This is a genomic window from Desulfosediminicola sp. (assembly GCF_048381775.1).
In the GTDB taxonomy this organism is placed as follows: domain Bacteria; phylum Desulfobacterota; class Desulfobulbia; order Desulfobulbales; family Desulfocapsaceae; genus Desulfopila; species Desulfopila ganghwensis.
In genome coordinates this window covers 210,277-236,181 of sequence record NZ_JBLXGE010000008.1, presented here as the reverse complement: position 1 = coordinate 236,181, position 25,905 = coordinate 210,277, and the positions used below count along the sequence as shown (strand labels likewise).

The window sequence follows — 25,905 nt, the reverse complement described above, 5'->3', positions numbered from 1 at the left end:
CAAAACCACGGCAATTGTCAATTCATATCGCGTTATCGGCACCAATGTCAGAACATGTGGTGGCTATTGACTTTGTCATGATTCTGGAAGCACAATCAGTGAAGAACCCTCTATTACGGGGGCATTCCTTTCTATGCTTCAGTATCTCCAACTGACCGATCGTGATATTCGACAATTGCGTCGATTCGTTTTGGCCTAATTTGGGCCCCAATGCTATCAAAAAGGAGAGCAAGCCGTCATGAATATCAAAAAAGGAGCGTTTCAAGTCATAATCAGCTGGACATTCACCCTTTCGCTCTGCTTTTCTGGTCAGCTCATGGCGGAAGAGTCCCCCTGCGCGGCATCACTGCTCTACCTGCAAACGCGATATTATTCAGACCAGGCAACCAGAGAGGCTTTCGATACGATCTATGGCGGTCTGACAGACCTCCCGGCGGGTTATTCGTACAACGGTTCCACAGAAAATCCCTGGAAGGCTGCCGGCAGCGGCAAGGGAATGTACCAGATGATGATCGAGATGTTCGGAAACTGGTGTACTGCCCTTCCCGAAATCACCGGAAATTCCGACAATGCCCTCGACCCGATTTTGTTTTTTGCCTGGGTATACTACAAGAATCCTGCAGGACGGGACTTTGTTCAGGGAAGAAATCCTTTGCAACCCGGTACCTCATTAGAGACATGCACCGCATTCCTCTCCAGCTGGAATGAAGAGTACCTCGGGTATATGAACCACGAGAATTCTGCAAAGCTTGTCTCGGAGTGGGTAGCTGATCCGCGCATTGAGATCAATGACTACAAAAAAACTCAGGCAGAAGACTACACAAGCTGGAACGATTTCTTTGCCAGAAATCTCAAGAGTAACGAGGACGGCTCCTATCCCAGCCGACCAGTCACAATGGTGGATCGTGACTATGTGATCGTCTCCCCCACTGACTGCATCATGAACCCTTTAGTGCAGCAGATTGAACAGTCTCCGGGTGTTTACGACCGTCGCTACATTGAAAATCCGCTCCAACTTGATACGGTGCTTGACGTCAAGAACATTCCGATTTCAGTAAATGATCTGCTCGGGACGGTTCCTGACGACATCAAGGCTGAATTCGTTGACGGAAGCGGTCTCACCTGCGTCTTGATGCCGAATACCTACCATCATTTCCATTCACCGGTGGACGGAACTGTCCTCCATGCGGAAGTGGTCGAAACAGGCACTCTTGGGACACCCGGAACTTTCGGCTATCCTGATTTTCCCAATTGGGTGCCCCTTGACGGCAATGTGGGACGTCCAGGCACGGATTACAGTCAGTTTCAGGCATTCCAGCGCGGGGTTATCATTATCAGGGTGGAATATGACAATCTCCCGAATCAGACACCGGAGAAACTCACCGGCTATGTGGCCTCGATCCCGGTCGGGCTGAACTCCGTCGGATCAGTGGTTCTCAATACCTGCGACAGCGAACAAACCGACCATGTGAACTGTTTCAAAGTGGGCGGAACGGTGCAAAAAGGCAAAACGAAATTCGGCAACTTCTATTTCGGTGGCTCTCTCAATATCCTTCTTTTTTCACAGGGAATGATTTCTCCAGCCGTACAAACCAGGATGGGCAACCAGATCGGGGTAATCAATATCGGAACAGCACCCAAATCCCCCTGGTCTCTGGACTGAATTGAAATAGAGACAGATCTTTTTTGGGGAGTGGCGTACTGTTACAGCTGATCGTGCATACAATGCGTCTCTTCAGGGGGGAACTCCCCCCTGTTTACTTGATTCAGCCGGCCAACCTTACAGGAAACTTTTTTGAGTTTGATGACGATGGGGTGAAAAAAACAATTTCGCCGACACACTACCGCGCAGTCAGCAATGTTTTACCCAAAGAAGCATTCCTGCTATCTTCAACATACAAATAGCGCCAGCGATATTTGTACATCAGACCAATCGCCACAGCTGATGCACCTAACTCAGCCAATGGTACCGCCATCCATATACCTGAGACCCCGAAAATTTCCGGCAGAAACATGATGAACGTTATCGACAGCACGAACGAGTTGAGAAACGAGATCATTGCCGAAATCTTGCCATTACCTACCGCTGTAAAAAATGCAGAAGCCAGGATAGAGATACAGTTCAGAAGCAATCCCCACTTAAAAATCTGCAGGCCCGTATTGGCGAGCGTCACCACCTCGTCCTGCCCTTTGGCATAAATATCTATGAGATGATGCCCGGCAAACCAGACCAGACTGAAAAAACTTAATGCGGCAATCCCAGCGGTGGTGATGGTCAAAGAGGCTAGTCTACGAATCTGGGCGAAGTCACGCGCACCAAAGCAGTAACTGATCACGGGAGCCACGCCCATACTAAGGCCGATCTGGAAAGAAGAGAGGAGCCAGTAGCTGTAGAGCAGAATCGACACCGCAGCCACTCCGGTCTCCCCCACATAACTGAGCAACACGATATTGAAAGCAAGTGCTTTGGCCCCTGCCGACAACTCCGTCACCATCTCTGAAGAGCCGTTGGCCATGCTACGGCCTAAAAACTTCCAATCCAGTTTGGGTTTCCTGAATTTCAGATGCTCCGCCTTGAACAGAAAATAGTAGAATCCAACAGTAACGGCGGTAAAAATGCCTGCTGTGGTCGCAATTCCCGCGCCCATGATCCCCATATCAAGTTTGGCAATGAGCAGGTAATCGAGCAGCAAATTGACCGATCCGCCAAGCAGGGCAAGATACAGCGCCCATAGAGGTTTACCATCCAGACGTATGAAAAATTCAAAAAACAGCTGCATGCCTATCATCGCAAGACCGATAATGAGCACATTAAGATAGCTGATACAGTAAGGGATCAACAGCTCGGACGCCCCCAGCAAACCAGGAACTTTTTCAATGCCAAATATCTGCCAGAACGCCAGAACAAACAGCATGAGAACTACCAGCGTAAAGAAGACCAGCGTAAAATGCTGCTGCGCCTGCGTATTTTTCCCTTCGCCAAGTTCTATGCCGATCAACGCACTGGCACCCGCCGCCACCATCAGCCCTACCCCGAGCATCAGCCCGAAAAATGGCATAATAATATTGACCGCCGCCAAGGCCAGATGGCCTGCGAACCTGGATATAAATATCGAATCAACTACATAGTAGAGTGAAATCGAGACAATACTGAGGATTGATGGGGTGACAAACCTGGCAAAATCAATGACCGACCATCTTTTGTTAAATACGTTTTCCATTCTCCGGCCTCCTGCGCCGTAAATTTTGCTATTACGGGAGAAGACCCTAGGGTATATAGCAGCTATATGGTCAAGCAAAAACGGAGTGAAAAATGAAAATTCGTATCATGGCCGGGGAAATGGCCAGGTTGCATAATATAAACAAACAGACCCTGATCTACTACGACAAGATCGGACTTTTCCGCCCCGAAAGCACAGACGAAGAAACCGGTTACCGTTATTACGCGCTCGAACAAACACAAATTCTGGAAGTTATTCTGATCCTCAAACAATTTGGCATGCCGCTCAAGGAAATCCGTGAATTTCTAGATAAAGCCAAGACAGAGGATCGCATCTCACTTCTGCAGCAACAGCTGAAAATGATGGAGGAAAAAATCAATCAACTGCAGAAGAATAAAACCAGGATCAGCGCAACCATCACCAGCCTGCAAAAGCGTATGGAAGTTCTTCCGCTTGAGATGTCTATAAAGCAGCTTGAAAAGCGATACATCCTGACTGAAGCGGTTGCTGCACCATACGACGACTATCAGTTGGAAATTTCAGTACGCCATCTTCTTGGTGAGGAAAACACAGATGAGGAAAACTCCTACTTTTTTCTGTATGGTTTTCCAACCGGGCTCAACGATAACATCATTACCTATGAGAGAGTCTCTCTGCCGCTCCCCGAAACCTGGGCAGATAAACACCAAAACAGCGAAATCATACCTGAGGGCTGGTACGCCTGTTACAATCATCAGGGACCATACCCTTCCATAGGCGACTCCTGGCGGAAACTTCTTAACCACATTGAGCGTTCGGAGTATGTGGTGGCCGGTGATCCACTGGAAAAATGGTATCTCGATGCCATGGCCGTACGGGAATCAGATGATTATCTGGTCGAGCTTCAGATAGCGGTGAAAAAACAATGAGTACAAAGAGCAAACCTGACATCTTCTACATCCACCTGCTGCGGGCCATCGCCGCCACAGCCGTTATAGCGATCCATGTACTTGGTCCATTCAGGGAGATGTATCAACAGATTCCTTTCGATGCCTGGTACTCGGCCGTGGCCATCAACAGCCTCAGCCGCTGGGCTGTACCGATCTTTATAATGATTACCGGTGCCCTGTTAATTCGGCCAGACCAGCCGCTCAACCTCTCCCGGTTTTTCAGCAAACGACTGCTTAAAGTTGTTGTGCCCTTTGTAGCCTGGAGCCTCATCTACATTGGTATAACCGGCATTCAGGCAGGCCCGGAGGCTGCCCGTACCGCACTCATCGAATCACCCACTGAACCGGTATGGTATCATTTGTGGTTCTTCTATGACTTTATCCCGCTCTACCTGGTGGTGTTGTTATTGACACCGGTGATAGCAAAATTAAATGAGCGACAGCTCCTCATCCTCATCGCTGCCTGGTTGACACTCACCCTGGCACATCTGCTGAAGATCCCGACGCCGCTGAGGCAGGCCACCATTCTTTATTCCGGGTATCTGGTACTGGGCTGTTATCTCTTCCAGCAAAAAGACAGAAAACAGCTCTGGATGTGGGTCGGGCTTGGAGTTGCAGCCGTTTGCGTAAACCTTGTCGGCAGCTGGTGGGCTGCTGAAGCAAAAGGTGCATACAGCTCAAAATATATGGGATACAAAACGCTCAATACGGTGCTGATCGCAGCTATGCTTTTTGTGCTGGCCCAACACTACGGCGGGAAAATTCACGGCAGACTGAAAGCTCTCATCATCTCTTTGTCAAAATACAGTCTCGGGATCTACCTGCTGCACCCTATTCTTTTGATCCCGATCCGAAGCCGGCTTGAAACAGCACCGTTTACCTTCGGCCACCCTGCCTTCGCAATTCCGATGCTTACCTTCGTAATCCTGCTGCTGGCCTGGGCCTGTACTGCTTTGCTTGCACGAATACCGGTGGCACGCAAGCTGGTGCCCTGATTTACACTCCCGGCCAAACCCTTTTCATTTATGGGGTCAATTTTTGCCAAAAACCCGCTTTTGTTCAAAGCGATTAAAACCTGCCTGCAGCTCGGCTTCAATGGTGCCCGCCTCGTCACCAAAATAGTCTCGGCCGAGCTGTTTCAGTTGCTGAGTCTGCTCCGCGCCTTGATAATCTGCGACGATTCTCTGCCGCTCCTGCAGGTACTGCTGCCCTGCACTCCACCTCTCATCGCGAATCACATCAAGTTCGGTCAACCGCGAAATCGCCGCATCGTCGTAGCCTATCGCTCTGCGAAGCTCCAGCAAACTGTCAGCACGCTCCGCCGCACTGGCTGCGTGTAAATCCACCTGCACGCCGTCAAGGCCTAGAAACACATTCAGCAAGCTGAGCCTGAGATCTTCCCCAATCAGATCTACACCCTCGTCATAGACCGAATCGATAGACTCCAGCAGATAATCCATTTTTTCATGAAGGGAAGTCCCCTCCAACTGACCAATCCTCTTCATTGCATCGGTTATTGTCTCATTTCTCAATTCATGGTTCCAGATCTCTTCTGCGGCTTCAACGCCAAATATCTCCATTCTCATCTGCCAGATAAGTTCCCGACGCTCCGGGCCTGAGAATCCTGAAAAATCCTGCTGGTCTTCAAACCACTGCCTGTACTCCCCGAGTTTTTTGGCAAGATCCAGCAATTCTTCCGCCCGCGCTGGATACGCAGAGCGGATTATCGCTTCCAGCGCGTCCCAACTCTCGCCAGGATATTGGTGCTTGAGGTAGGCGAACAGCTTATCGAGCATCTCCACCTGCCTGTCCAATTCGACAATATCCACGCCGAAATAATCATGCAGTGTGCTGATAAGCTGGACGTCCTGATCTGGGATCAGTTTTGAGAAAGAAACCTGCCTGCCTATTATTGCAACGGTTTCAGCTTCTGCCGTCTGACCCTCCCGGGCTTCGGCCTGTACCTCTTCGGTGGTACCTGAATCGGACTGTTTTTCATTTCCAACAATCAACCAGTCAGACACATCCCACCCCTCCTGGGGACCTTTCAGCACCATATACAAGACAGGCAGCAGTATCAGCAACGATGCCATTGCCCCCAGACGGGCAGGTGCGAAGAAAAACCGGCGGAGATTTTTCAATATATGCATAGACACCCTCCTCGCTCACCTTTTCACTTAGTTCTACTCGTTTATGTAAGGAGTCTGTTTCAGGAGGCTGTCTGACTATCGCGATTTTCACTCAAATCGAGGCATCGAAAGAAAATGAAGCGGAGCTATATACATAATATCGAAGTCTCACTTCGTTCGCTTATCTGCGAGCATTAATTTTCTCTCGATAACGATGAGTTGGCTGAAAAGGGCTTAGTCCGACAGGCTCCTAGTCCCAGTAATCAATGTAATCGATCAGCGCCGCATAAAAATCCATCTCATCGAAGGTGTCGGGGCCTACCCCAATGACATCCAGGTGGTCCTGGTTTATCACGTTACTGTGTGACGTCATCTGGATTGAAGATGGTGAGTTCAGGTCCGCAACATAGCCCCGATCATAATCGGTCCAGACTTCTTCAAAAAAGAGCAGGTAATTGTCATCATAGTCGAGCCGATAGCCCATTTGCTGGGAATTGATGCCGACCAGACCATCGTCATCGGTGTCGCCCGAATAGCCATCGCCGCAACCACCGGCACCATCGCCATCACCGTCATCGACACAATACCCATCGCCATCGATGTCATAAAACAGCTCCCGGGCTATCCACAACGCCGGGTTTACACTTATCCCTTCCTGGGCCGTTAAAAAGGACACATATCGTTCAGCATAACTGCTGCTCACCGGGTACGTTATGTTAAAGGCTTTCATCCCAGTGATAATCCCATCTGCGGCATCATAATCGTCGTACACCAGTTGCTTGAGAGAGGCCTCAAGGTCGTTGCCGCTGCCATACACAACATTGCCAAACATCTCAGCCAAGGCAGAGGCGATGCTTTGCACCCCTGCCCCCATTTCCAGCACATGTTGTGCGATAGGCGATCCCCGATGCGGTGAGGATATTGAACAGAGTACCTTGACGACCCGGTATCCTTTTCGCTCCCGTAACAGTTTTGCGGCTTTACGTGCATCGAGGCCGCCCTGGGAGTGCCCGATGATATTGACGTAGGTTGCCCCGACCGACGCCATATACGTCTCTATTTCATTGGCCAACTGATAACCGCGCACTTCTGAGCTCGCAAAAGGGGTGACCTGCGCTGCATATGACTGTTGCCAGATACTGAGACCACCATTGGTATAGCCGCTGCCGACAAAAGCCCCGTAATCGTTGCCCCAGTAATCATAGCCGAGAATGTCGTCGAATCCCGCCATACCATGGGCAAAGATTACCGGATGATCCGACTCGACAGCATATGCAGCGGTAACCGCAAACAGCGATATGGCCATAAAAATTATCCCCAGCCTGCAGCTCTTCATAATGTTCTCCTTCAAATAATTATCAGGTTTTCTGGTGCACTTTCATTACAGGACAACCAACAACTGCAAGTGGTAAAACAACAAAAATGACGTGTTCCAGGTACAGGTCTCCCGGGTTACAGACACTCTACAACCGGGACGATTGTGATTGAAGAAAGAGATAACGGTAGTTCACGCAAACCATGCCACCCCTAAACTTCAACGACAACGGCTTGCGCTTCAAAAGGAATATATCAGATATACAAATATTTAACTAAAAGAAAATTGATTTACAGACTCATCAGGACAGCAAACGTACACAGAGAAAAGATCATCATAATCTCTCTAAACCGAGCTGCGACTTCCACAATAGATTTCGAAAACCTACAAGCAACACCCTAACACCCTGGTGACTCCTTAACGTTTTCGCTTAACAGGGGAGTAATAACGTTTTTGGCTTTGCTATGATCGCACATTTTTATTCGACCACCTAACCAATATCCAGTACTGTATATCAATCATTTGCGTCTGTTGTGGTGTGTCTATGCTTCATTAAATGATATACACGCTCCGGACATACCAACGTTAAGCAAATCCAGTACGAACTCATCATTACCGTCTCAGAGTTGTAAAACACCGACACGTCAAACCAACGGAGAATACTATGAGCTTTGCAAGATCTGGTTCTGTGTTGCTATGTTGTATGACTTTGGTTTCGATTTCCGGTTGCGGGGGAGGCTCGAGCAGTGGCACGGTCAATGCTTTAGCTCCTTTTCAAATGGAGGCCAACGGAACGACAATCACCGCTAGCGGTCAATCAATCAATACCGACTGGAGTTTAGATGAATACGGCCACACTACCGATATCATTGCCCAAAACTCCATCAACTCATCCGCAACTCTCAATTATGATTCCCAGGGGAAGATAACATCCATTGCAGTTACAACTCCATATTCCAGTGCCTCATGGTCTGCCGGTAACGGTGAGATTTATCATGATTCGCTGGTAGCTATAGGAAATAGTGATTCAGACTTCTGCATTTTTATCGATCCGCTAAATGTGGATATAGACTTCGGATATCAAACGTTTGGCGTATGGCAAACCGGGCTGGACCCCTATCAAGGACCCGGCGGCGCAATCTCTTTCGGGAAACAGACCCCAGACAGCGCCGTACCCGCAACCGGTCTCGCTGAGTTCTATGGTTTAACTGCAGGTACCTATGTCGATGAAGACGGTTCACGCCTCTACCTGACAATAAGTGGCCTCTACGTTGAAGCAGACTTCAGCGACAGATCTTTATGGTTTGCCAGCTACGACACAGAGAAGTTCAACATGCTGTCTCTCACTGAAAATGGTCTGGCCCCCGAGCTGGATATGAGGGGAACCCTGAGCTACGACTCCGGTAACAATGCGTTCACAGGAGATGTATCCACCGCTAATGAAATGTCAGGAACAGCCTCCGGCACTTTTTATGGGCCAAACGCCGAGGAGCTTGGTGGAGTGTTCGCCCTCTCTGGCCCAGGTGAAGCACAATATACCGGTTCATTTGGCGCGGTAAGCGGCATGTAATTCAATATAAACAGATCCTCACCACTGCTTCCGGGTAGTATCCACTCTCGGGAGCAGAAACATATCATTGCTGATCGGGACCCGGTCTCAATAGGCCAATTACAAAAAAAAACAACAAACACGTAACCACACCTACCGTTTCATACCGCTGTACACTATAAAGCTATAATTCTTGTACCAGCAGGTAACCTCTGCGAATCCAGCCTCCCTGAGCCATTGTAATTGGTCATCAAGGGGTGCCATCCTGTCCTCTCGCATACGCTCCAGCGATGCTGCCAGCTCCTGTTCGGTCGCGCCGAGCGCCCTGGCCTGCTCCAGCCATTTGTTGTGGTTCACCTTCTCGATGGCTTCAGTCTCACCCAGGGCCTGATCGGCGTTTACAAAAACTCCGCCCGGCTTCAGGTTGGCAAAAATCTTTCTGAACAGGTTACTTTTGGTCTCATCTTCCAGGTGATGGATGGAAAGTGAGGAGATAATCAGATCAAACCCTCTCTCTACAGGCCCAAAGCTCTCACCGGCGACATAATCTGCGGTTACAAACTCGAAATTATTATCATAGCCGGCCAGCGCATTTCTAGCCTTGGCCAGCATCTCACCGGCGATATCGACAAGGGTAATCCTTGCTCCCGGGTAATTATCTGCCACCAGACCTGCGACAAGCCCGGTGCCCGCCCCTAGATCGAGCACCTCCAGAGCACTATCCTGCCCAAACGGAATCACTTCGAGCATGGTCTGATAGTAGTCGTCAAAACAGGGGATAAGCTTCTTCCGGGACTGGTCATACTGGCCGGCGTACTTGTTAAAAACAGATTGGACGGACATAATATTTTTTCTCTATTAATCTTCACCAGCATTACACATCATCAACATGTGCGATCTCAGCAAACAAAATCGGTACATTTTCCACTTCGCTCGTACAAGCTACTCTATACTCTGCAATCACATCAAAATATTAACTAAAAGGTGAAAGCCTGAATATCGGATCGTAGAAAACGAAAGATAGATTAAAATCTATAATCATTCAGAATAATTATGTTTTGAAAATACTCATAACACAAAAATGACTAGGAGGCTGTCGGGGTTGAGACATTTTAGGTCAAATCGAGGGATTGCCAGGAAAGCAAGCGGAGCCATATCGTTAATATTGCGAGCATCAATTTCCTGCCAATAGCGAAGATATGGGAGGGAAAGGGTCTAGCCCGACAGTCCTTTGGATTCAATCAATGAGCGTAACAGAGGCTACCGGCACAAGGAATACCTACCAGTGTGCCGGTGGCAGTAGAGCTTAAAATCGATATCTCAAACCAACAAATATCTCCTGAACATCGAGATCTGCCGTGAGGTTGCCGTCTGGGCCTCTTACATTAACAACAACAGAATCTATCTCGCCAAGGTCAATATAACGAAAGCCGCCATACAGGGTTATATTTTGTGCTATCAGATACTCAATTCCGGTTTCGATCTGCCAAGAGAAAAGAGTATCAGATTCAGAACTATACCAGCCTGTGGGTTCGCCAGAACCTGTCCAATACTCCAAAGCATCAAAATCAACGAATGAGGCTCCAATCCCTGCCCCAATATATAAATTAACCTTTTTGAATTGAGCATAATCATAATATGCTGCAAGCATTACCGTATGTATCTCAGCCTCACTTTGCCAGAGATACCCACCTTCTAGAGGGTCACTCTTAGTCGTAAAATCATTCTCGCCGTAATACGCATAGCCTAGATCCATCCTGAAGCGCTCACCAAGGTGCATACCCACCTTCACCCCTATAGAGCCTCCATTGTCATCGTCACTGCCTGTATTTAGCCAAGGCGCCCCATCGTATACTATCTCTCCGGCATATCCACCTGTTGAGTTCTCAACCTTTCCGTAGCCCCCCTCAGCAGCGACATAAAATCGGCCGTTACTCTTTTCCAACCCCGCCGCCTGACTGCTGATTGCCGTAAATGCTACTATCCCTGCCGCCAACATAAAAGTTCTCATAGTCCCCTATCCTTGCATAGTATTTCAACACACTTCGTCCTCTAACATTTCAGGGATACTAAATCGTTACGACTTCTTTGTAAACCATTGATACTATGTCACATATTTCCATAAACCTTCATCTTATTGCTAGGCTGCCATCTAAAGACCCTGTAATACAACACACTGCATCCCTCTTAACTTTTTTCGCTGTTATTCCGAGAAATTATTTTTACCTCCGTACAATCATTCCTTATGCAGGAATAGTCCCCAGCAGGCCGACGACAACCATAAGTAAATAGATAGATCGTAACAAAGGGCTACACATACTCGACGACATTGCCTCACTAGTGAAAGAGGCAGAAACTGCAATAGACAAAAAGACTTTGAGATCATTGATATAAAATCGAAAATACAGCATTTTCATGTTACAACAATTTCTATTAACCTCAATATCACGTCTACAACCGACACCTTCAGGCCACAGAATGTGGTGTCATTGTCTGCCCTGAAATACCTTAAACCGACAACAAAGCCATGCCTCAAAGAACTCAACCAGCCATGAACAACTCCAGAACCGAACAAACCATCAAAGCGTATAACCTGAATGCGAAAAAGTATGACGCAAAATTTACAGACTACTCAGTCTATAAAAATACGATTCTCGATTTTCAGAAAAAGCATATTTCTCAAGGGGCGACCCTTCTTGATCTGGGCTGCGGGCCGGGACAAAATATCAAAGCCATCACAGCGCGTGATCAATCAATCCGCGCCACCGGTATCGATCTGTCAGAGGAGTTCGTAAAAATTGCCAGGCAGTACAACCCGACTGCGACCTTTGTCCAGGCCAACATCTGCGAGCTGAAGGCAGAGCGAAAATACGACGTCATTCTCGCCTCATTCTGCATAGTCCACCTAAACAATGAAGAGACTGAAAACCTCATCAAGTTCATCGCCGACAGCCTGGTTGCCAACGGCACACTGTATCTGAGCTTTATGGAGGGAGCTGGTTCCGGCTTTGAGACCACCAGCTTTTCTGATGAAGAGATATTCTTTAATTATTACAACCGAATCGACATTGAGCATCTGTTGAAAACAAATGGCCTGAACTTGATGGAATTACAAACTGAGGACTACCCCGAGCCGGACGGCTCAGTTACTACGGATGTATTTGTTTATGCGGCAAAGGAAGGCTGAAAAGAATACTGATTCACATTTGCTATTCCCCAATATCATGTTGCAAACAAAAGAATCCCCCTGACCGATCTGTTATTGTACAGATCGGCAGGGGGATACGTTTTTATCCAGATTGTATAGCCTTTAAAAAGTATTACTTCGGATATGAAGTATTATCCGTCATGCCTTTTCTTGCATCAGGATCGAGATACCCGTTCTTGATTGCCGATTCAGTCCACTCTTTAAAAAGAGTGTTACGGAACTGGATTTTCGCTTTGATCTCTTTTTCCAGATCAACACCGGCAAGGGCCTGTGCTTTCTCCTTGGTTGAGTAATCCGGGGCCTCGTAGTTCATGACACCATGCTTGGCCAGGATTCCGGCAAGCTTGATTCGCGCATCTGAACCTTTATTAATAGCCACCCCAAGGACCCTCAATGACTCTTCCGGGGCATGGATATACCCGCCATGACTGGCGATGGCGTAATCCCAGAACCACTGACCGGAGCGGAGCAGTTGCAGCACCTCTGCCATCTCGGCCTCGGTTGCCCCGGCTTCCCAGGCTTTTCCTGCTTCCAGATGAGCCGTAGCCAGGGTGTTCATTGCCATCTGATTCAACTGCTCTCTGCGATTGTACTTTGTCTCAAGTGTCGCCTTGAGCTCTTCTTCGGTCGCATCGTGGCAATTCAGGCAGCTGTTTTTAATATTTGTCATGGGGTTACTCACCGCATGATCAGCTTCGCCATCAGCCGTCTCAGGCATATGACAATCAGCACAGGACACCCCGCGCTTAAAATGAAGGCCGGTGGTATAGAGCTCATAATCGGGATGTTGTGCTTTCAGCATCGGGGCCTTGCTGATACTGTGGGTCCAGTCGGCAAAGTCAATGCCATCGTAGTACGCCTCCGCCTCTTCGGCGAGGAATCCTTCTGACCACGGCAAGGTAACAACCATCGCTTTCTGATCCGCTCCCGCCGTGTCTTTATACTCAGTTGCCTTAAAGTAGTATTCGACATGGCATCCGGCACAGACCAGAGAGTGCATCTGGGTATCATCAACTTTGCTATAATCTACCGGGCTTGCCTCCAATCCGCGCGCCAGATAATCTCTGGATATTGTCAATTCGTAGGACTCGCTGTCATGACAATCGGCACAACCAATTGTATTGACAATCTGATCCCCCAGTCGGGCCCACTTACCGGTGAAATATTCATTTTCACCATCTTCGTCAATTACGCGCTGAACATCAGGTGACTTACAGGTCCAGCAGGCCGTTGGCATCGGGCCGTCTGTGGGGCCTGTCGGTGCTCCGGTACGTAGCGAATTGACATTGCTGACCAGACCATACATATGCCCACGAGCCTTGTTATAGTCTTTAGCAAAACCATAGCCAGCCCAAAGAATGACCATCTGCGGGTTTTTCTTGAGCATATCTACGATTTCATCACTTTTGCTTGTTCCCCTCCAGGACTCGTAATAGTCTGGAAACTCCGCTTTCCAGTCTTCGTTCTTGGCTTTTACAGCCGATTTCCCTTTCGTCCCCCCATGACTGTCGCCAATGGCAGAAGAGAACATCCCCAATGCCATCAAAGCAATCAGTGAAACTCCAAGTAACAGCGCATATTTTTTCACGGTTTCCTCCACACATTAGAATTCTCGTACACCCAGATTAGAGTGAGCATTAAGCCGGTTTCTCTCCCAACCATGCGGTACTGCATGGTGTCACTCAAGCAACTGCTCTCTATCCACTGGTCCTCGTAAAGCTTCGTGCTGACATTTCTCGTATACTGTTACGTTCGATACCAAACCGGACTGGCGACTTTGCCAATATCTGCAATCGTCCCGACGACTGTCGCCCCAGGACAATTACAGGGTTTTCATGAACACAACCTGCACTCGTTTGAAAGGAGACCGTGTCCCTGACGTTTACTCCTGCCAAACGCTGCCTTTGTATTCATAGAGAGTATTATCTGGATAGGTTTCAACTGAATTCCGGAAGGTTTACCACCTCTCATGCAGGGATTAACTCTCTTTAAAGCACGAACGAAATGATCATTGTCATGACAAACAAATACTCTTTCTATAGTTATACTTAGCGAGCTTGCGATGTCAAAAAATCGAGGTGTGATAATCTTTAATCTGTTCTAAATTTCACTCCTGATCGCCGCTCTCCGGCAAGCAGTCTCACAAAGCCCGCAATCACTGCAGCGGGATACATCAAATATTGGGACATCGCCTTCAGTTGAACAAACCAAGGCTGAATTACGGCACATCTTTGAACAAAGACCGCAGCCGTTGCACAGTTCGTGATCAATGATACGACTATGGGGGGAGATCCTGACTTCACCTTTTCCGCCGGTCAGATCACGATACCTCCTGAGCTCCCGGAGGTATAACCTGTGCTTGGTCTGTTCAGGGTCAAAGGGTCGTGGGGCGTCTCTTTCCGCCGGACCGCCACGGATCGTCGTTTCAACAATCCGTCCGCTCAGTGCTGCTACCTGTTTCAGGAGGGTTCTGCGGTCCGGCTCACGGATGTTATTCCCCAATGCATTATTCACATTACCTGGATCACCTGAATCATGATGCATCGAACAGGTAATAACGGACTCCTGTTTCCGGATATCGACAGGAGGGAGCCCGTTTAAATACAGTGTTCTCTGCAGGCTGTTCAGACAAATTTCCACATGCTCCCAGCCACCACCATAAAGGCAGGAGTTACAGTTCCCGAAGCTCAGCTCCAGCCGGCATACGCCATGGGTACCTAAAAACACAATCGCTCCGGCATGGAGACTGGCAAGACATGGCAGCAGGACACCACTTTCCTTTCTGCTCTTTTCGTTAAGATTGCCGCAATAGAGAGTAAGCTCTCCATGCACGACACCCGTGAGCAATGTTTCCAGCCACTGTTGTTCTGTTCCGGATTCGCGTTGAAACACATCAACCGGGCAGGCCGCGACACACCTCTCACACTGCACGCATTCATCACCAACCATTACGGATGTGCCTGGTTTGCCGATACAAACAGCACTGGTGGGGCAAACATCAAGGCAGTTGCGGCACCCTGCCCTTTTGTGGTAGAGGCGTATGCAACGCCGAGGATGAATAGCAGGTTGCCCTGTCCGTAACTCACAAAGCTTTGCCAGGAACGAAGGTACTGACCACATACCATTCAAGCCATCTCGACCTGAAGAAATCGATCCAGCAATCGCGGTTCAGCCTGGATGTAGCCACTCAGCAAGCTGGCGATGGAACTGTAAACACTTCCCCTGCCTGCAACTTCATGCAACTCTTCACAAAATTGCGGTAGCCAGATCAACAGATGCTTCTGCAGAAAGCGCTGCTGAGCGTTAAACGCCTCTCTTCGTTTCTCACCGGCAAAATCATCAAGCTGGTCTATCAGCAGCGAATAGAAGGCCATCTCAGTGACGATACTGTCTTCATAAAGCGGTGAGCCTTCAACGAGTCGCAAACCATGTTCGTAATAGAAGCGCCGGACTTTGCGCCACGGTTCCCTCTTATGCACCCTTTGAGATGACAAAACAGCTGAGGCTGTGGTAACAACACCTCGTCCCAGACAAAACAGGCCGGTGTAGTTTTTCTCCATCATGAGTTGCTGTTCTGCTTCGGTGAGATTTCCCACCCCGGCCTGCCACTCTTCAAACTCGACCAGCCCTCTGGCGTATAAGCCATTTGCATCCAGCTCATGTTCGTAATACCGATCCAGCAAATAGAGCAGAGACTCAAACTGCACTGACTTGGGATAATTAAAAAATATATCCGAGAACAGGCTCGCCAACTGAGATCTTATCCGATGCAGGATTTTACCGTTTATCATCTCGCTCATATCGATCTCCTCTCGTCTGGTAACACTTGGTTATCGCCCTCACTACAGGCCGAATGGATCAAATGTCTGTGGATCTATCTGTTCCATATGCACCTCACGGACAACAGTGAGTCCCTCCGCTTTTTCATTTTCAGCAACAGCGTATGTCAACACGGCTTCACGTATATCGCTGGTTTTGAGATGAAGCAGGTCTTCAGGATGACATTCAAGAGTCCTCTGTTCAATATCCCTGATAAGTCGTCGAACCCCGCAATTACGCAAAATTCGATACGCTTTGTCAGCATCCGTTCCCAGAAAACGCACCGATTTCAGAAAATGATCCTCTTGCGAGGCCAGCTCGGTAGGGGCGGGATGAACTGCCTTGTTTTGCTGGTAAATCTGAGATGTTAGCTTATTCTCAAGGCTGCAGTAGTGTACACCGACCCGAAATTCATGCCTGCTCGCATGCAACAGGCAACGCAAAGCTTCCGTTTCACTGCCGTCGATAGGCAGGCCCCCTGCATAATCGTAATTGTAAAGGACCTTGTACGGCCTCTTTTTGATGCGGTAGCCCTGCTTTTGGTACCAATCGGCATGGTGCCAGGGAAAAAGAAATTCCAGCAGGTTAACACTGAAAATATCAAGCGTATTGCAAAGCTCGAGAAGCGCCACCATATTGGCGAAACTGTTCGGCATAACCGGTACTTCAACAGTGACCTGGGAGATATGTCTTGCACAGCAACTGAGCACATCCCCGATTGGCTGTAGCAAAAACTCACCATACATATCGGGCTTGAGACCCAGCCGAATCTCGTTTAGCCAGGGCGACAGACTCGACAGCATATCGTCTGTTACCAGGTCTCCATTGCTGTACAGACGGGTATGAATTCTGGCATCGTGTGCTTTCACATGATGAAAGAAATCCCTGCACATATCAGGATGGAGCAATGGCTCTCCACCAGTCAACGCCACTGCCTGGACTGTCTTTTGCCTTTGGGCAAAATTGTCGAATTGGCTGATTACATCATTGGTTGTCCTGCTCAACTGTTCATAGTTATGCTGATTACGATTGGTACAGAAAAAACAGTCCCTGTTACAGGCAAGGGTAAGGATAAAAGTCGTGGAACCCTCTGCTCTATTACAATATTTACAGGCTGGCGAGAGGCGGTTTAAAAACAGGCTATGCGCATTATTTCTTTGTTTGAGATCGAAAGCGGTAAGCTGCCGTTTCAGCGCCGAGATCTCTTCAAATCTATTCGGGCCGAACTCAAGTCCTAGCCGGTGCACCGCTTCGCGCAATCGTCTTAACTTGTTCTCAATTGGCTGACAATACGCTTGATAACGTGGGTCGACAAAACTATGTGAGTCGATAATCGCCCCCTCATGAATAGTTCTGGGTTGATATACAGGTGAGCAGAGCATTGTCTGCCCAGCCTCAGTCAGGTCTTTTGCTTAAAAATAAACGACGGCACCGTGGGGTCGATTTTTTCCCCTTCCATAGAAACATTATCGGCGGGCAGCCCCAGAACCGTTTTCACTGTCTTTTCATACTTTTTCTCCAGTTCCTCCAGCGGCCCGAAATCAAGAGCGCGCTGGAGACAGGCACCGACACAGGCAGGGGCCAGCCCCACCTCCCTCCTGTCCCAGCAGCTGGTACACTTCTGCATGGGGTGCGCCTCTTCCCAGTCTTCACCTGATACCGGTTCGCTGTCATCATTCCCGAATTGCGGTGCACCAAAGGGACAGGCCCGTTCACATTCGTGACACTCGATACAGATCGTCCGATCGACAAGCACCACTCCGTCTTCATCTCGTTTATATATGGCATCCACCGGGCACACCGGCAAACAGGCCGGGTCCGCGCAATGATTGCAGGCCATGGAGAGGTTAAAACTTCGGGCGTCCGGAAATTTCCCCTGCTCTATATGGGTGACCTTACGCCACACGGCAGGGCCGGGAGCAACACTGTTCCAGTCCTGGCAGGCAACTATACAGGCCTTGCAGCCGGAACATCTGGTCTGATCGTAATAAAATCCATGTTGTGGGCTCACATCGACCTCCTATCCCTAAGCTTTGACTATTGCCACCCGACAGTCGTTTGCCAGGGTCATAGCCTTGGCAATCCTCGACGGTCGCAGACTGATCAGGCAGTTAGCGTTGCCGCCTATGTCCACTCCGTCTGCATCGAGTTCGGTCCAACTCCCCTGGCCGATCATGATATAGCCTTTTGGTATCAGCTGACTGAAGATGACAGAGGCATAAATCGCGCCACGGTCATTACTGATCTTGACCTTGTCGCCTGTCTTCATTCCCAGCTCTTTTTCATGATCTGAGTTGACGATCACCGATTCATACACCCCCTCTTCCCAGACATTGAGGCTGGTCGATTTGTTGCTGATAAACGCCGGGTTGCCGTCAGCATCTTTCTTATACTGCTGATTAAGCCAGGCAACCTTGTTCAGGGTGGAGTGGGAGCGCTGCATCAGGTGCCAGGTGTGCAAGTTGTAGGTATATCCTTTTGGGGTCGATTCGGTCAGATCCGGATGCGGATATTTACTGCCATCCGGATGTCTGCCCTCCACAAGCGGAATATACATCGGGATAGGATAAACAAATCTGGCGGAGTCTGAGCCCTGGGGATTTTTGGCATCCATGATCAGCCCGCCGACTAATCTGTCATCAGGATCGTAGTTGTCGTGGAAGCGTGCCTGAAAATCCTCCATCAACAGTTTAGAGTAGGCTTCTATCTTACCCGATGGTGTGGCCAGCGGGTTGGCAACGGGGTTGGTAAAAAACTCGCCATAAACCACAAGCGGCGGGGTCGGAGCCTTCCAGACACCTTCCTTCTTGAACTCCTCCCAGGAGATGTCGTAGTACCCCTCTGCCTGCAGTTTTTGCCAGCCTTCGCTGAGGCGCTCTTCCATGGTTTTGCCTTCGGTAAAAAGCTCCTTTTTACCCATGGCTTCAGCTATTCCGGCACAGATATCATACTCGGTCATCGCCTCCCCGGGGGGAGCAATGGCCTGATTCACCCCAACAACTTCATTGCCGAACCAGCCTGTGGTAGCGCCCGGTTTTTCCATCTGCATGGCACCGGGCAGAACATAATCTGAGTATTTAGCGCTGGTGGTCATGAAGTGATCGCAGGTAACAATCAGCTCGGCCTTGCTGCGGTCTTCGATGATCTCAATCCCCAAATTGACGTCACCATTCTGGTTCAACAGGACATTACCGCCGAAGTTCAACAATGCTTTATACGATGCCATCTTCCTGACCTGGCCATCGTTCCAGCGGGAGGCACCTACATCATTTTCAACATTGTCCAGCCAGACAAAAGCGGCGAGATCCTTATCCGTGCCATTCTTAAGATACTCTTTTGGCACAGACAGTTCGTCGTAATCGTAAAAAGAGAGTTTTAAATCCCCGGTGTTCATACCATGACCAGGCGCTTTCACATAACTCCAGCTCGGCATGCCCCAGGCTGCGCCGGGGTGACCGATATTCCCGGTTATAGTCGAAAGAATCCTGCCCAACCAGACGCCCTGCTCCGCCTCGGAGTTTCGCTGCAGGCCGGTGCCCATCCAGGTGGTGACCTTGCTGTCGAGATAGAGGTCGGCAAATTTGCGTATTTTATCTGCAGGCACACCGCATATCTCGGAGGCCCATTCCGGGGTTTTCGGCAGCTGACCGTAAATCGGCGCCCGTTTACCGAAGAGTTCATCTTCCTTATTGACGCAGTAACCGATAGTCTCAGGATAAACCGACGTCGCCTTGTTGAGACCCGCCTTTACCAGGGAATCATCATTCCCCATAATGAATGCACTCAGCGAAGCACCGACCGGCACGGTATACCCTTCTACATCATCATGGTACGATGCAGCCTCCGGATCATCGAAAAAACCATGCACATGCGACTTGATGAAACCAATATCCAGGTCCTTCAACCGTTTGGTAAGCAGATGGTGCAGCATACCGGTAATGAGAGCTGCGTCGGTGCCGGGCATAACGGCGATAAAATCATCAGCCACAGTGTCAACGGTCATGGACACCCGCCCATCCACCGCAGTTATCGGCACGCCTGCTTCCCGAATCTGGGTGAGCAGCCATCCGCTCTGGGTTCCCCAGATCGACTCCAGGTTATTCAGGCTCCAGACCACCAACTGCTCTGCGTTGATCGCATCGTCCCGATAGTTACAGGCAGGGGTGTAACCGGCACCCTCGAAGAAAGAAGCCATATGATCTATGGCCCCCCAACTGTAATCATCCCGATATCCCGCAAAGCCGGAATAGACAGTATTGAGGAGATGTTTGGCAGAATCCCTGGCCCAACCGGTTGAATCCCCAGAGCTGTATGAAGCAAAAACCCGTTCACCGCCATATTTGTCATATATCCCCTGCAACCCGGTACCAATCTCCTTAAAGGCCTGTTCCCAGGAAATTTTGACGAAACCGTTCATATCACCCCGCTTACCGGTCTGCTTCAATGGGTGCTGAAGCCGGTCTGCACGGTAAAACCACTCACGCCTGGAACGGCAGCGCACACATGAGCGTAACTGGGGATCGTTTCCTTCCTTCACCCCCTTATCCGGGCGCTCATCGGTGACGATCCGCTTCACGACACCTTCTTCCAGGTAATATTTACTTACACAACGCCCACCACAATTATGTGGAGTTGCGCCCATGACCACTTCGCCTTTTATCGGTGGAGGACCATTGGACTGTTGACTTGCCTCGAATTGCGCCTTTGCCGCTCCGGATTTTTCACCACCCAGATTCATGGCAGTTGCCAACGTTGCCGCACCCATACCTTTCAGGACTGTTCTTCTTGAGACATTCGGCTCCAAGGACTTTGTGGTGGTATTTCCCTTTTCCATCAACCTTTCCTCTCAATTGCCGTAGTTTCAGAGATGGCATAAGATAAAAGGTTACTTATGCCGTAATTGCCTGGAAATCTGTTCTTCCGGAAAAAATCGCACAACAAATGACTTCCAAAATTATAGCGCATGGAAGGAGTCAAATTCAATGAAGAGGCTAAGAACTCAACCACTTTCGCGAAATCACTTCCGCACTGACAAATACCCGCCAAAGAGAATGTCATTTTACTGTTTATTTTCATTTTATTACACATTACCATCCAACGACGACCTACTACGTTGTGGTGTTAATTTCAGAAAGGGGATTTGAGTAATGAAAAAAGCAGTAATACTTTTAACTCTGGCAGCTGTAGCACCTACAGGTGTGCAGACGGCAACCGCGGAGAGTAGCAGTAATTTCAAAGTTTATGTGGCAACCGAGGGTGGCTGGAGTGACACCAAGCTGAAGGCTGGTGGAAGTACGAACTATGGTGGCTTCTATCCCACTTACCTTCCTTTTGACGGCCACGATTCAGACGGGGTAAATTTTGGCACCATAAAAATTGGTGCCGAGGTAAATGACAACCTGAGAGTGGACCTGGGATATGCCAAATATGGTGATAGCAGTTTTGTAACATCAACTGCTGACTCTTTTCCTTATTTGATCTATACAGACCTCGAAACGGAAGCCGTCTTTCTCACCGTGAATTACGATTATCTGCAGTTCGAGAAAACCAGTTTTTTCATTGGTGGCGGTATCGGTGTGGCCATGCTGGATACAGATCTTGAAGAAAGGAACTTGGCGAACTCACTGGACCTCTACGGCTCTGACTCCACCACCAACTTCGCCTGGAAGATTGAGACGGGCGTCGAGTACCTGCTCACCGACAACTTCTCCCTTTATGGAGGCTTACGCTTCGTCGATCTCGGCAAGGTAGATATAGCGCTCAAAAGTGCTGGCATGGGCGGGGCAGACGCAGGCAGCTTCACCCCGCGACTCAACTCCAAGGAGTTGTTTATGGGGCTGAGGTACCAGTTCTAAGTGTCGTCGAAAAAAAAGGCCCCGCCGGTGAAAACCGACGGGGCCTTTTCTTTTCAATATTACTGCTCACTGGTAGAAGAAAATTATCAGAAAAGGTGTCAAGAAGCAGCGGATGCACAGTATGCTTTTCCTGTTCACCAACCCGGCACTCCCTGCCTCTACAATGCTGATATTACCCGGGTTTAAGTAGTTTTCCACCTACATAACGGGCTGCAATCCACCTGTCGTCACCAATATAGAGGAACTTCTCCAGCCTGTCCTCCAGCGAATACCGTTCCTTGTAGAGGGGATCATCATCTATCACCAGAGCATCAAGTTGGTAATCTCTCTTTAGTTTCCCCATCCTGCCGAAAAAACCGCCGCCGGTCACGGTCGCCATATAAAAAGCTTCCGAAAGGCTCAGTTGTGCATCTGGTTTGTCCACGGCCAGGATTTTGGAAGACTGTACAGCCCGGACGATCGCCTCGTTCATCTGAATCTTGTGCCCACCGGCAATATCACTGCCCAGACCAACTTTCAGGCCACGGTTCAGGAATTCTTTAACCGGGGCAATGCCGCTACGTACGTTGATGTTCGAATCGGGGCAATGCACCAGGTAGACATTCCCATTCCGGCACATCTCGACCTCTTCTTCCGTGAGATACACCCCATGGGCCATGAGCGTCGGGGTGTCGCCAAAAAGTTGGTTGCCTGCATATACCGAAGCATAATTGGCATATTCAGGGAACAGCTCTCTTACCCATTCGATCTCGGCCCGATTCTCACTTAAGTGAGATTGAACCGGCAATCCGTTGGCTACAGCCATCTCACCAAGCATCTTGAGAGCTTCTCTTGTGCTGGTGGGGGCAAACCGAGGTGTGATTATCGGTCTAACCAGCGGCTCATCCTTATATTTCTCGACCAGATAACGGGTTCCCTCAAGCGACTTCTGCGCCTCTTCAATAATAAAATCAGGCGCGTTGCAGTCCATGTTGACCTTGCCCACAAAACCGCGAATCCCAATTTTTTTGAACTCTTCGAACAGGCATTCGGTGCCGACCGTCGAGGAGGTGGCAAAAGCACAGGCCCCCAGTGTTCCGTATTTGCAGAGATCTTCAACGTACCTGCTGTATACCCGATGTGCATATTCGGGGTCGGCCAGGTCCTTCTCCAGCTTGTAAGTGTAATCCTGCAGCCAGTCCAGCAACTCTTTATTCATGCCGGTGCCGCATTGCAGATACTGCCCGGCATGGTTGTGCAGATCGTAAAACCCAGGAATGATCAGGCTGTCACCGTAATCGGTAACGTCTATACCATGATACTTTTCGGGTAAGGAGTCACACACATCGATAATGCTGCCGTTCTCTGAAACGATGTATCCGTTCTCAATTATGGTAAATTCACTCGCCGAATCGGTGAAGACAATATGGCCCTTAATAACGCTGACGGAGTTCAAACTTCGTTCTTCCTTTCTATAAATAAAATCGACACTGCCCCTACTCTGACAGAACCCTAGGAGGCTGTCCGAAAATAGGGCTTTTGGTCAAAATCGAGACATTTTCAAAAAATAAGCACAGTCATGCATTTGATATCGAAGTCTCACTTCGTTCACTTATCTGCGAGTATTTTTTTTTGGCAATTCCGAAGAGTTTGGGAAAAAGCCATTGTCGGACAGAACCCTAGTGGACCTTCCGCAGTTTCCTGCCATTGCCAAAATGGATAGTCTTGCCAGCCTTGACCATGGCCTCGATACGCTCATTCACTTCGCTTACCGGGATATCCAGCGCCTCTGAAAGTTGCTCGGCGGTGTAGTAGTTGCGGCCGTCCTCATCCTGCATTTGCGGAACCAGGCCGGGGAAGCGCAGATGAAATGCCCTGGCAACCTCTGCCCGCGCCTCTTCGGGCACGTTGTCGAAAATGAATCGCATTACGGCATGCTGGAGATACGATGAGCCGGATCCAAGCGGACAACGTTCTTCCCCTGCAGCTTTTATGGCACTTTCCAAATCGCGAAACTGGTTATACAACCCCTGTATAATCTTTTCACCATCATATGGTGAAAGCTTTTCGCAACAACACCCTATAACAGCCTTGCCACAGACCGGGCACTCCTCACCGGCGCACCCCCCATGATGCATGGTCCCCACAGCACAACCACATTCCGGGCAATAATCATCACTTACTTGCCTGATCTGCCGCTCGGAACCAAAAGCCAAACGTTTCGGATAATCTCTCATGTCTATTCTGAATTATTGAATAAATTGAAAATGGCGAATTCGCTGAACTGGTTATAGTATAAGCACAGCGGTTCCTATTACCAGCCGGGCGTTGGCAGCCGAAATACCGGTGAAACAAGCCTTTGAAGGTTCAAGCTACTTCATGTATAGTGGTTCTCTTGATATCACATTAATGAAAATTCGCGTTTTCAGCTTCTAAATAGTATTTATTTTTTTGCAGTTTCAGAGATTGGAGAAATTCATGTCACAAAGAAAGTTTCAACGTGCGCAACAAAAAACGAACAAAACAAATCAGCCCACAGCAGCCCCTCAGCCGGACCCGAACCACCAACCGTCAATACAGGCGCTGGTCTGGTATAAAAAAGAGCATTGGGATACTTTAAGAGAGCTGTTTGTGGACAGCCACCTGCTGCCAGTACAATATGAAGATTGGCTGCAGCGGGCCGAAGCCATGAAATCCCAGGTGGAAGGTACCGGAGATACCGTGGTGAAAGTTCATATCGATCCAGAAACCTTTCCACAGTGGTGCGAGGAAAAGAATCTGCCCATGAATAGCGAGGCACGCTCGCAGTTGGCCATTGAGGTTATACAAGCCCAGTCTTTCTCCATTTAGATCGGCTTGAAAGGGGCGAGACAATACGGTCTTCTCAATGAGAAGACCGTATAAATTCGTCGCATATTCCCTAAACATTCTGTTTACTGAACTCTACCGCTGATGGACAAAGAACAGGCAACCATATACCGGGCAGAAAAACTTGAAAACCTTCTGGTTTTTCAGGCCAGGTATCAACAGTTCAAATTTGGACGCCATACCCACGAGGACTTTGCGCTCGGCATAATGGAACATGGTGTACAGAAATTTTACTGTCGTGGCGAAGCACGGTTTGCCACCCCGGGCAGCCTGATCTCCGTCAACCCGGATGAAATCCATGATGGCATGTCAGCAGACCAGAGTGAGTTTCATTATAAAGTTATTTATTTGCCGGTTGAGCTGCTGCAGAATATCGGTAACGAAATGGTTGCACCGCGCAGTTTTCACACCTTTAAAAATCCGGTAACCAATGACCCGGAAGTCGCAGCAGGCCTGACCTCACTCTTTGCATTACTGGAGGGAGAGAGCACAGACCTTCTGGAAATGCAGACACTGCTCTTTGGTCTGCTGGCCTTGATGCTTGAGCGGCATGGCACCGAGCGCAGGACGCTGATCACAGGCAACGCCATCCACACTCCGATACAAAAGGCATGCACCTTCATCGATGATATGGTGAAAGAAGAGATTAGTCTCGACGATATCGCAGCCGCAGCAGGGCTCTCCCGTTACCATTTTCTCAGACTCTTCCGTGATGAAAAGGGAATATCACCCTGGTCGTATCTACTGCATAAAAGGCTGCAACTGGCACGCACAAGTATTCGTCTCGGAACATCTCTCTCAGATGCCGCACTGGACGCGGGCTTTTCCGATCAAAGTCATATGAGCCGCCGCTTCAAAGCCACCTATGGCATCACCCCCGGCCAGTACCGCCAGGCATATCTGAGTTGAAATTTTATTCCGGCTCCACCTGTTTGCCATGACCTGGTTTTTATCATCCGGTAAACGAAGCAAAAAACTTCGTCAGGCCTTGTAAGTTTGTGGAACAAAGCAGACCACAAACCGATCTCGGGCA

At 49.1% G+C, this 25,905-nt stretch carries 21 protein-coding genes; 8 read left to right on the top strand and 13 right to left on the bottom strand.

Annotated features, from left to right (window positions below; translation table 11 throughout):
* Positions 1-238: 238 nt before the first annotated feature.
* Entirely contained in the window at positions 239-1,663 is a 1,425-nt protein-coding gene (locus tag ACN5NT_RS14890) for a phosphatidylserine decarboxylase (protein WP_419175952.1), read from the top strand.
* A 178-nt stretch (positions 1,664-1,841) separates the two neighbouring features.
* Here ACN5NT_RS14890 and ACN5NT_RS14885 read toward each other — a convergent pair whose 3' ends face one another.
* Positions 1,842-3,221, bottom strand: coding sequence for an MATE family efflux transporter (locus ACN5NT_RS14885; protein ID WP_419175951.1), 1,380 nt, complete (start codon positions 3,219-3,221; stop codon positions 1,842-1,844).
* Positions 3,222-3,313: 92 nt separating this feature from the next.
* Between ACN5NT_RS14885 and ACN5NT_RS14880 the strand changes: the two genes are divergently transcribed.
* Positions 3,314-4,129 carry a MerR family transcriptional regulator gene (locus ACN5NT_RS14880; RefSeq protein WP_419175950.1) on the top strand — a complete coding sequence of 272 codons (816 nt, stop codon included), beginning with the start codon at positions 3,314-3,316 and terminating at the stop codon, positions 4,127-4,129.
* Complete coding sequence (locus ACN5NT_RS14875; RefSeq protein WP_419175949.1) at positions 4,126-5,145, top strand: acyltransferase; 1,020 nt, start codon at positions 4,126-4,128, stop codon at positions 5,143-5,145. The genes ACN5NT_RS14880 and ACN5NT_RS14875 overlap by 4 nt, the downstream gene beginning before the upstream one ends.
* Before the next feature lie 36 nt (positions 5,146-5,181).
* Here ACN5NT_RS14875 and ACN5NT_RS14870 read toward each other — a convergent pair whose 3' ends face one another.
* Positions 5,182-6,300 carry a hypothetical protein gene (locus tag ACN5NT_RS14870; RefSeq protein WP_419175948.1) on the bottom strand — a complete coding sequence of 373 codons (1,119 nt, stop codon included), beginning with the start codon at positions 6,298-6,300 and terminating at the stop codon, positions 5,182-5,184.
* A gap of 229 nt (positions 6,301-6,529) precedes the next feature.
* The gene (locus ACN5NT_RS14865; protein ID WP_419175947.1) at positions 6,530-7,615 is read right to left on the bottom strand and encodes an esterase/lipase family protein; all 1,086 of its coding nucleotides are present in this window, start codon (positions 7,613-7,615) and stop codon (positions 6,530-6,532) included.
* A gap of 643 nt (positions 7,616-8,258) precedes the next feature.
* Between ACN5NT_RS14865 and ACN5NT_RS14860 the strand changes: the two genes are divergently transcribed.
* A complete protein-coding gene (locus ACN5NT_RS14860; protein WP_419175946.1) occupies positions 8,259-9,164 on the top strand; it encodes a transferrin-binding protein-like solute binding protein in 906 nt (301 codons plus the stop codon).
* A 132-nt stretch (positions 9,165-9,296) separates the two neighbouring features.
* Here the strand turns inward: ACN5NT_RS14860 and ACN5NT_RS14855 are convergent, their stop codons facing one another.
* Together ACN5NT_RS14855 and ACN5NT_RS14850 are read right to left on the bottom strand one after the other, a co-directional pair.
* Positions 9,297-9,986 (bottom strand): class I SAM-dependent methyltransferase, encoded by a 690-nt coding sequence (locus ACN5NT_RS14855; RefSeq protein ID WP_419175945.1) that lies wholly within the window; start codon positions 9,984-9,986, stop codon positions 9,297-9,299.
* Positions 9,987-10,449: 463 nt separating this feature from the next.
* Entirely contained in the window at positions 10,450-11,154 is a 705-nt protein-coding gene (locus ACN5NT_RS14850; protein ID WP_419175944.1) for an outer membrane protein, read from the bottom strand.
* 540 nt (positions 11,155-11,694) lie between these two features.
* Between ACN5NT_RS14850 and ACN5NT_RS14845 the strand changes: the two genes are divergently transcribed.
* Entirely contained in the window at positions 11,695-12,330 is a 636-nt protein-coding gene (locus ACN5NT_RS14845; protein WP_419175943.1) for a class I SAM-dependent methyltransferase, read from the top strand.
* Positions 12,331-12,463: 133 nt separating this feature from the next.
* Here ACN5NT_RS14845 and nrfA read toward each other — a convergent pair whose 3' ends face one another.
* The 6 genes from nrfA to ACN5NT_RS14815 all read right to left on the bottom strand — a co-directional run bounded on the left by nrfA (position 12,464) and on the right by ACN5NT_RS14815 (position 21,004).
* A complete protein-coding gene (gene nrfA, locus ACN5NT_RS14840) occupies positions 12,464-13,939 on the bottom strand; it encodes an ammonia-forming cytochrome c nitrite reductase (RefSeq protein WP_419175942.1) in 1,476 nt (491 codons plus the stop codon).
* 512 nt (positions 13,940-14,451) lie between these two features.
* A complete protein-coding gene (locus ACN5NT_RS14835; protein WP_419175941.1) occupies positions 14,452-15,300 on the bottom strand; it encodes a 4Fe-4S binding protein in 849 nt (282 codons plus the stop codon).
* Between the two features lie 176 nt (positions 15,301-15,476).
* Positions 15,477-16,151, bottom strand: a complete 675-nt coding sequence (locus ACN5NT_RS14830) for a TorD/DmsD family molecular chaperone (RefSeq protein ID WP_136797299.1) — start codon at positions 16,149-16,151, stop codon at positions 15,477-15,479.
* A gap of 42 nt (positions 16,152-16,193) precedes the next feature.
* Positions 16,194-17,552 (bottom strand): radical SAM protein, encoded by a 1,359-nt coding sequence (locus tag ACN5NT_RS14825; protein WP_419175940.1) that lies wholly within the window; start codon positions 17,550-17,552, stop codon positions 16,194-16,196.
* Positions 17,553-17,569: 17 nt separating this feature from the next.
* A complete protein-coding gene (locus ACN5NT_RS14820) occupies positions 17,570-18,181 on the bottom strand; it encodes a 4Fe-4S dicluster domain-containing protein (protein WP_419175939.1) in 612 nt (203 codons plus the stop codon).
* A 15-nt stretch (positions 18,182-18,196) separates the two neighbouring features.
* Positions 18,197-21,004, bottom strand: coding sequence for a molybdopterin-containing oxidoreductase family protein (locus tag ACN5NT_RS14815; RefSeq protein WP_419175938.1), 2,808 nt, complete (start codon positions 21,002-21,004; stop codon positions 18,197-18,199).
* Positions 21,005-21,317: 313 nt separating this feature from the next.
* On the opposite strand from ACN5NT_RS14815, the gene ACN5NT_RS14810 reads away from it, so the two are divergent.
* Positions 21,318-22,025: an outer membrane protein gene (locus ACN5NT_RS14810; protein WP_419175937.1), complete on the top strand. Its 708-nt coding sequence runs from the start codon at positions 21,318-21,320 to the stop codon at positions 22,023-22,025.
* Positions 22,026-22,197: 172 nt separating this feature from the next.
* Here ACN5NT_RS14810 and ACN5NT_RS14805 read toward each other — a convergent pair whose 3' ends face one another.
* Both ACN5NT_RS14805 and ACN5NT_RS14800 read right to left on the bottom strand, forming a co-directional pair.
* Positions 22,198-23,460 carry an amidohydrolase family protein gene (locus tag ACN5NT_RS14805; protein WP_419175936.1) on the bottom strand — a complete coding sequence of 421 codons (1,263 nt, stop codon included), beginning with the start codon at positions 23,458-23,460 and terminating at the stop codon, positions 22,198-22,200.
* 223 nt (positions 23,461-23,683) lie between these two features.
* Positions 23,684-24,241: a hypothetical protein gene (locus tag ACN5NT_RS14800; RefSeq protein ID WP_136797309.1), complete on the bottom strand. Its 558-nt coding sequence runs from the start codon at positions 24,239-24,241 to the stop codon at positions 23,684-23,686.
* A gap of 241 nt (positions 24,242-24,482) precedes the next feature.
* On the opposite strand from ACN5NT_RS14800, the gene ACN5NT_RS14795 reads away from it, so the two are divergent.
* Positions 24,483-24,854, top strand: coding sequence for a hypothetical protein (locus ACN5NT_RS14795; protein ID WP_419175935.1), 372 nt, complete (start codon positions 24,483-24,485; stop codon positions 24,852-24,854).
* A gap of 102 nt (positions 24,855-24,956) precedes the next feature.
* Positions 24,957-25,781 (top strand): AraC family transcriptional regulator, encoded by an 825-nt coding sequence (locus ACN5NT_RS14790; RefSeq protein ID WP_419175934.1) that lies wholly within the window; start codon positions 24,957-24,959, stop codon positions 25,779-25,781.
* Positions 25,782-25,905 lie beyond the last annotated feature (124 nt).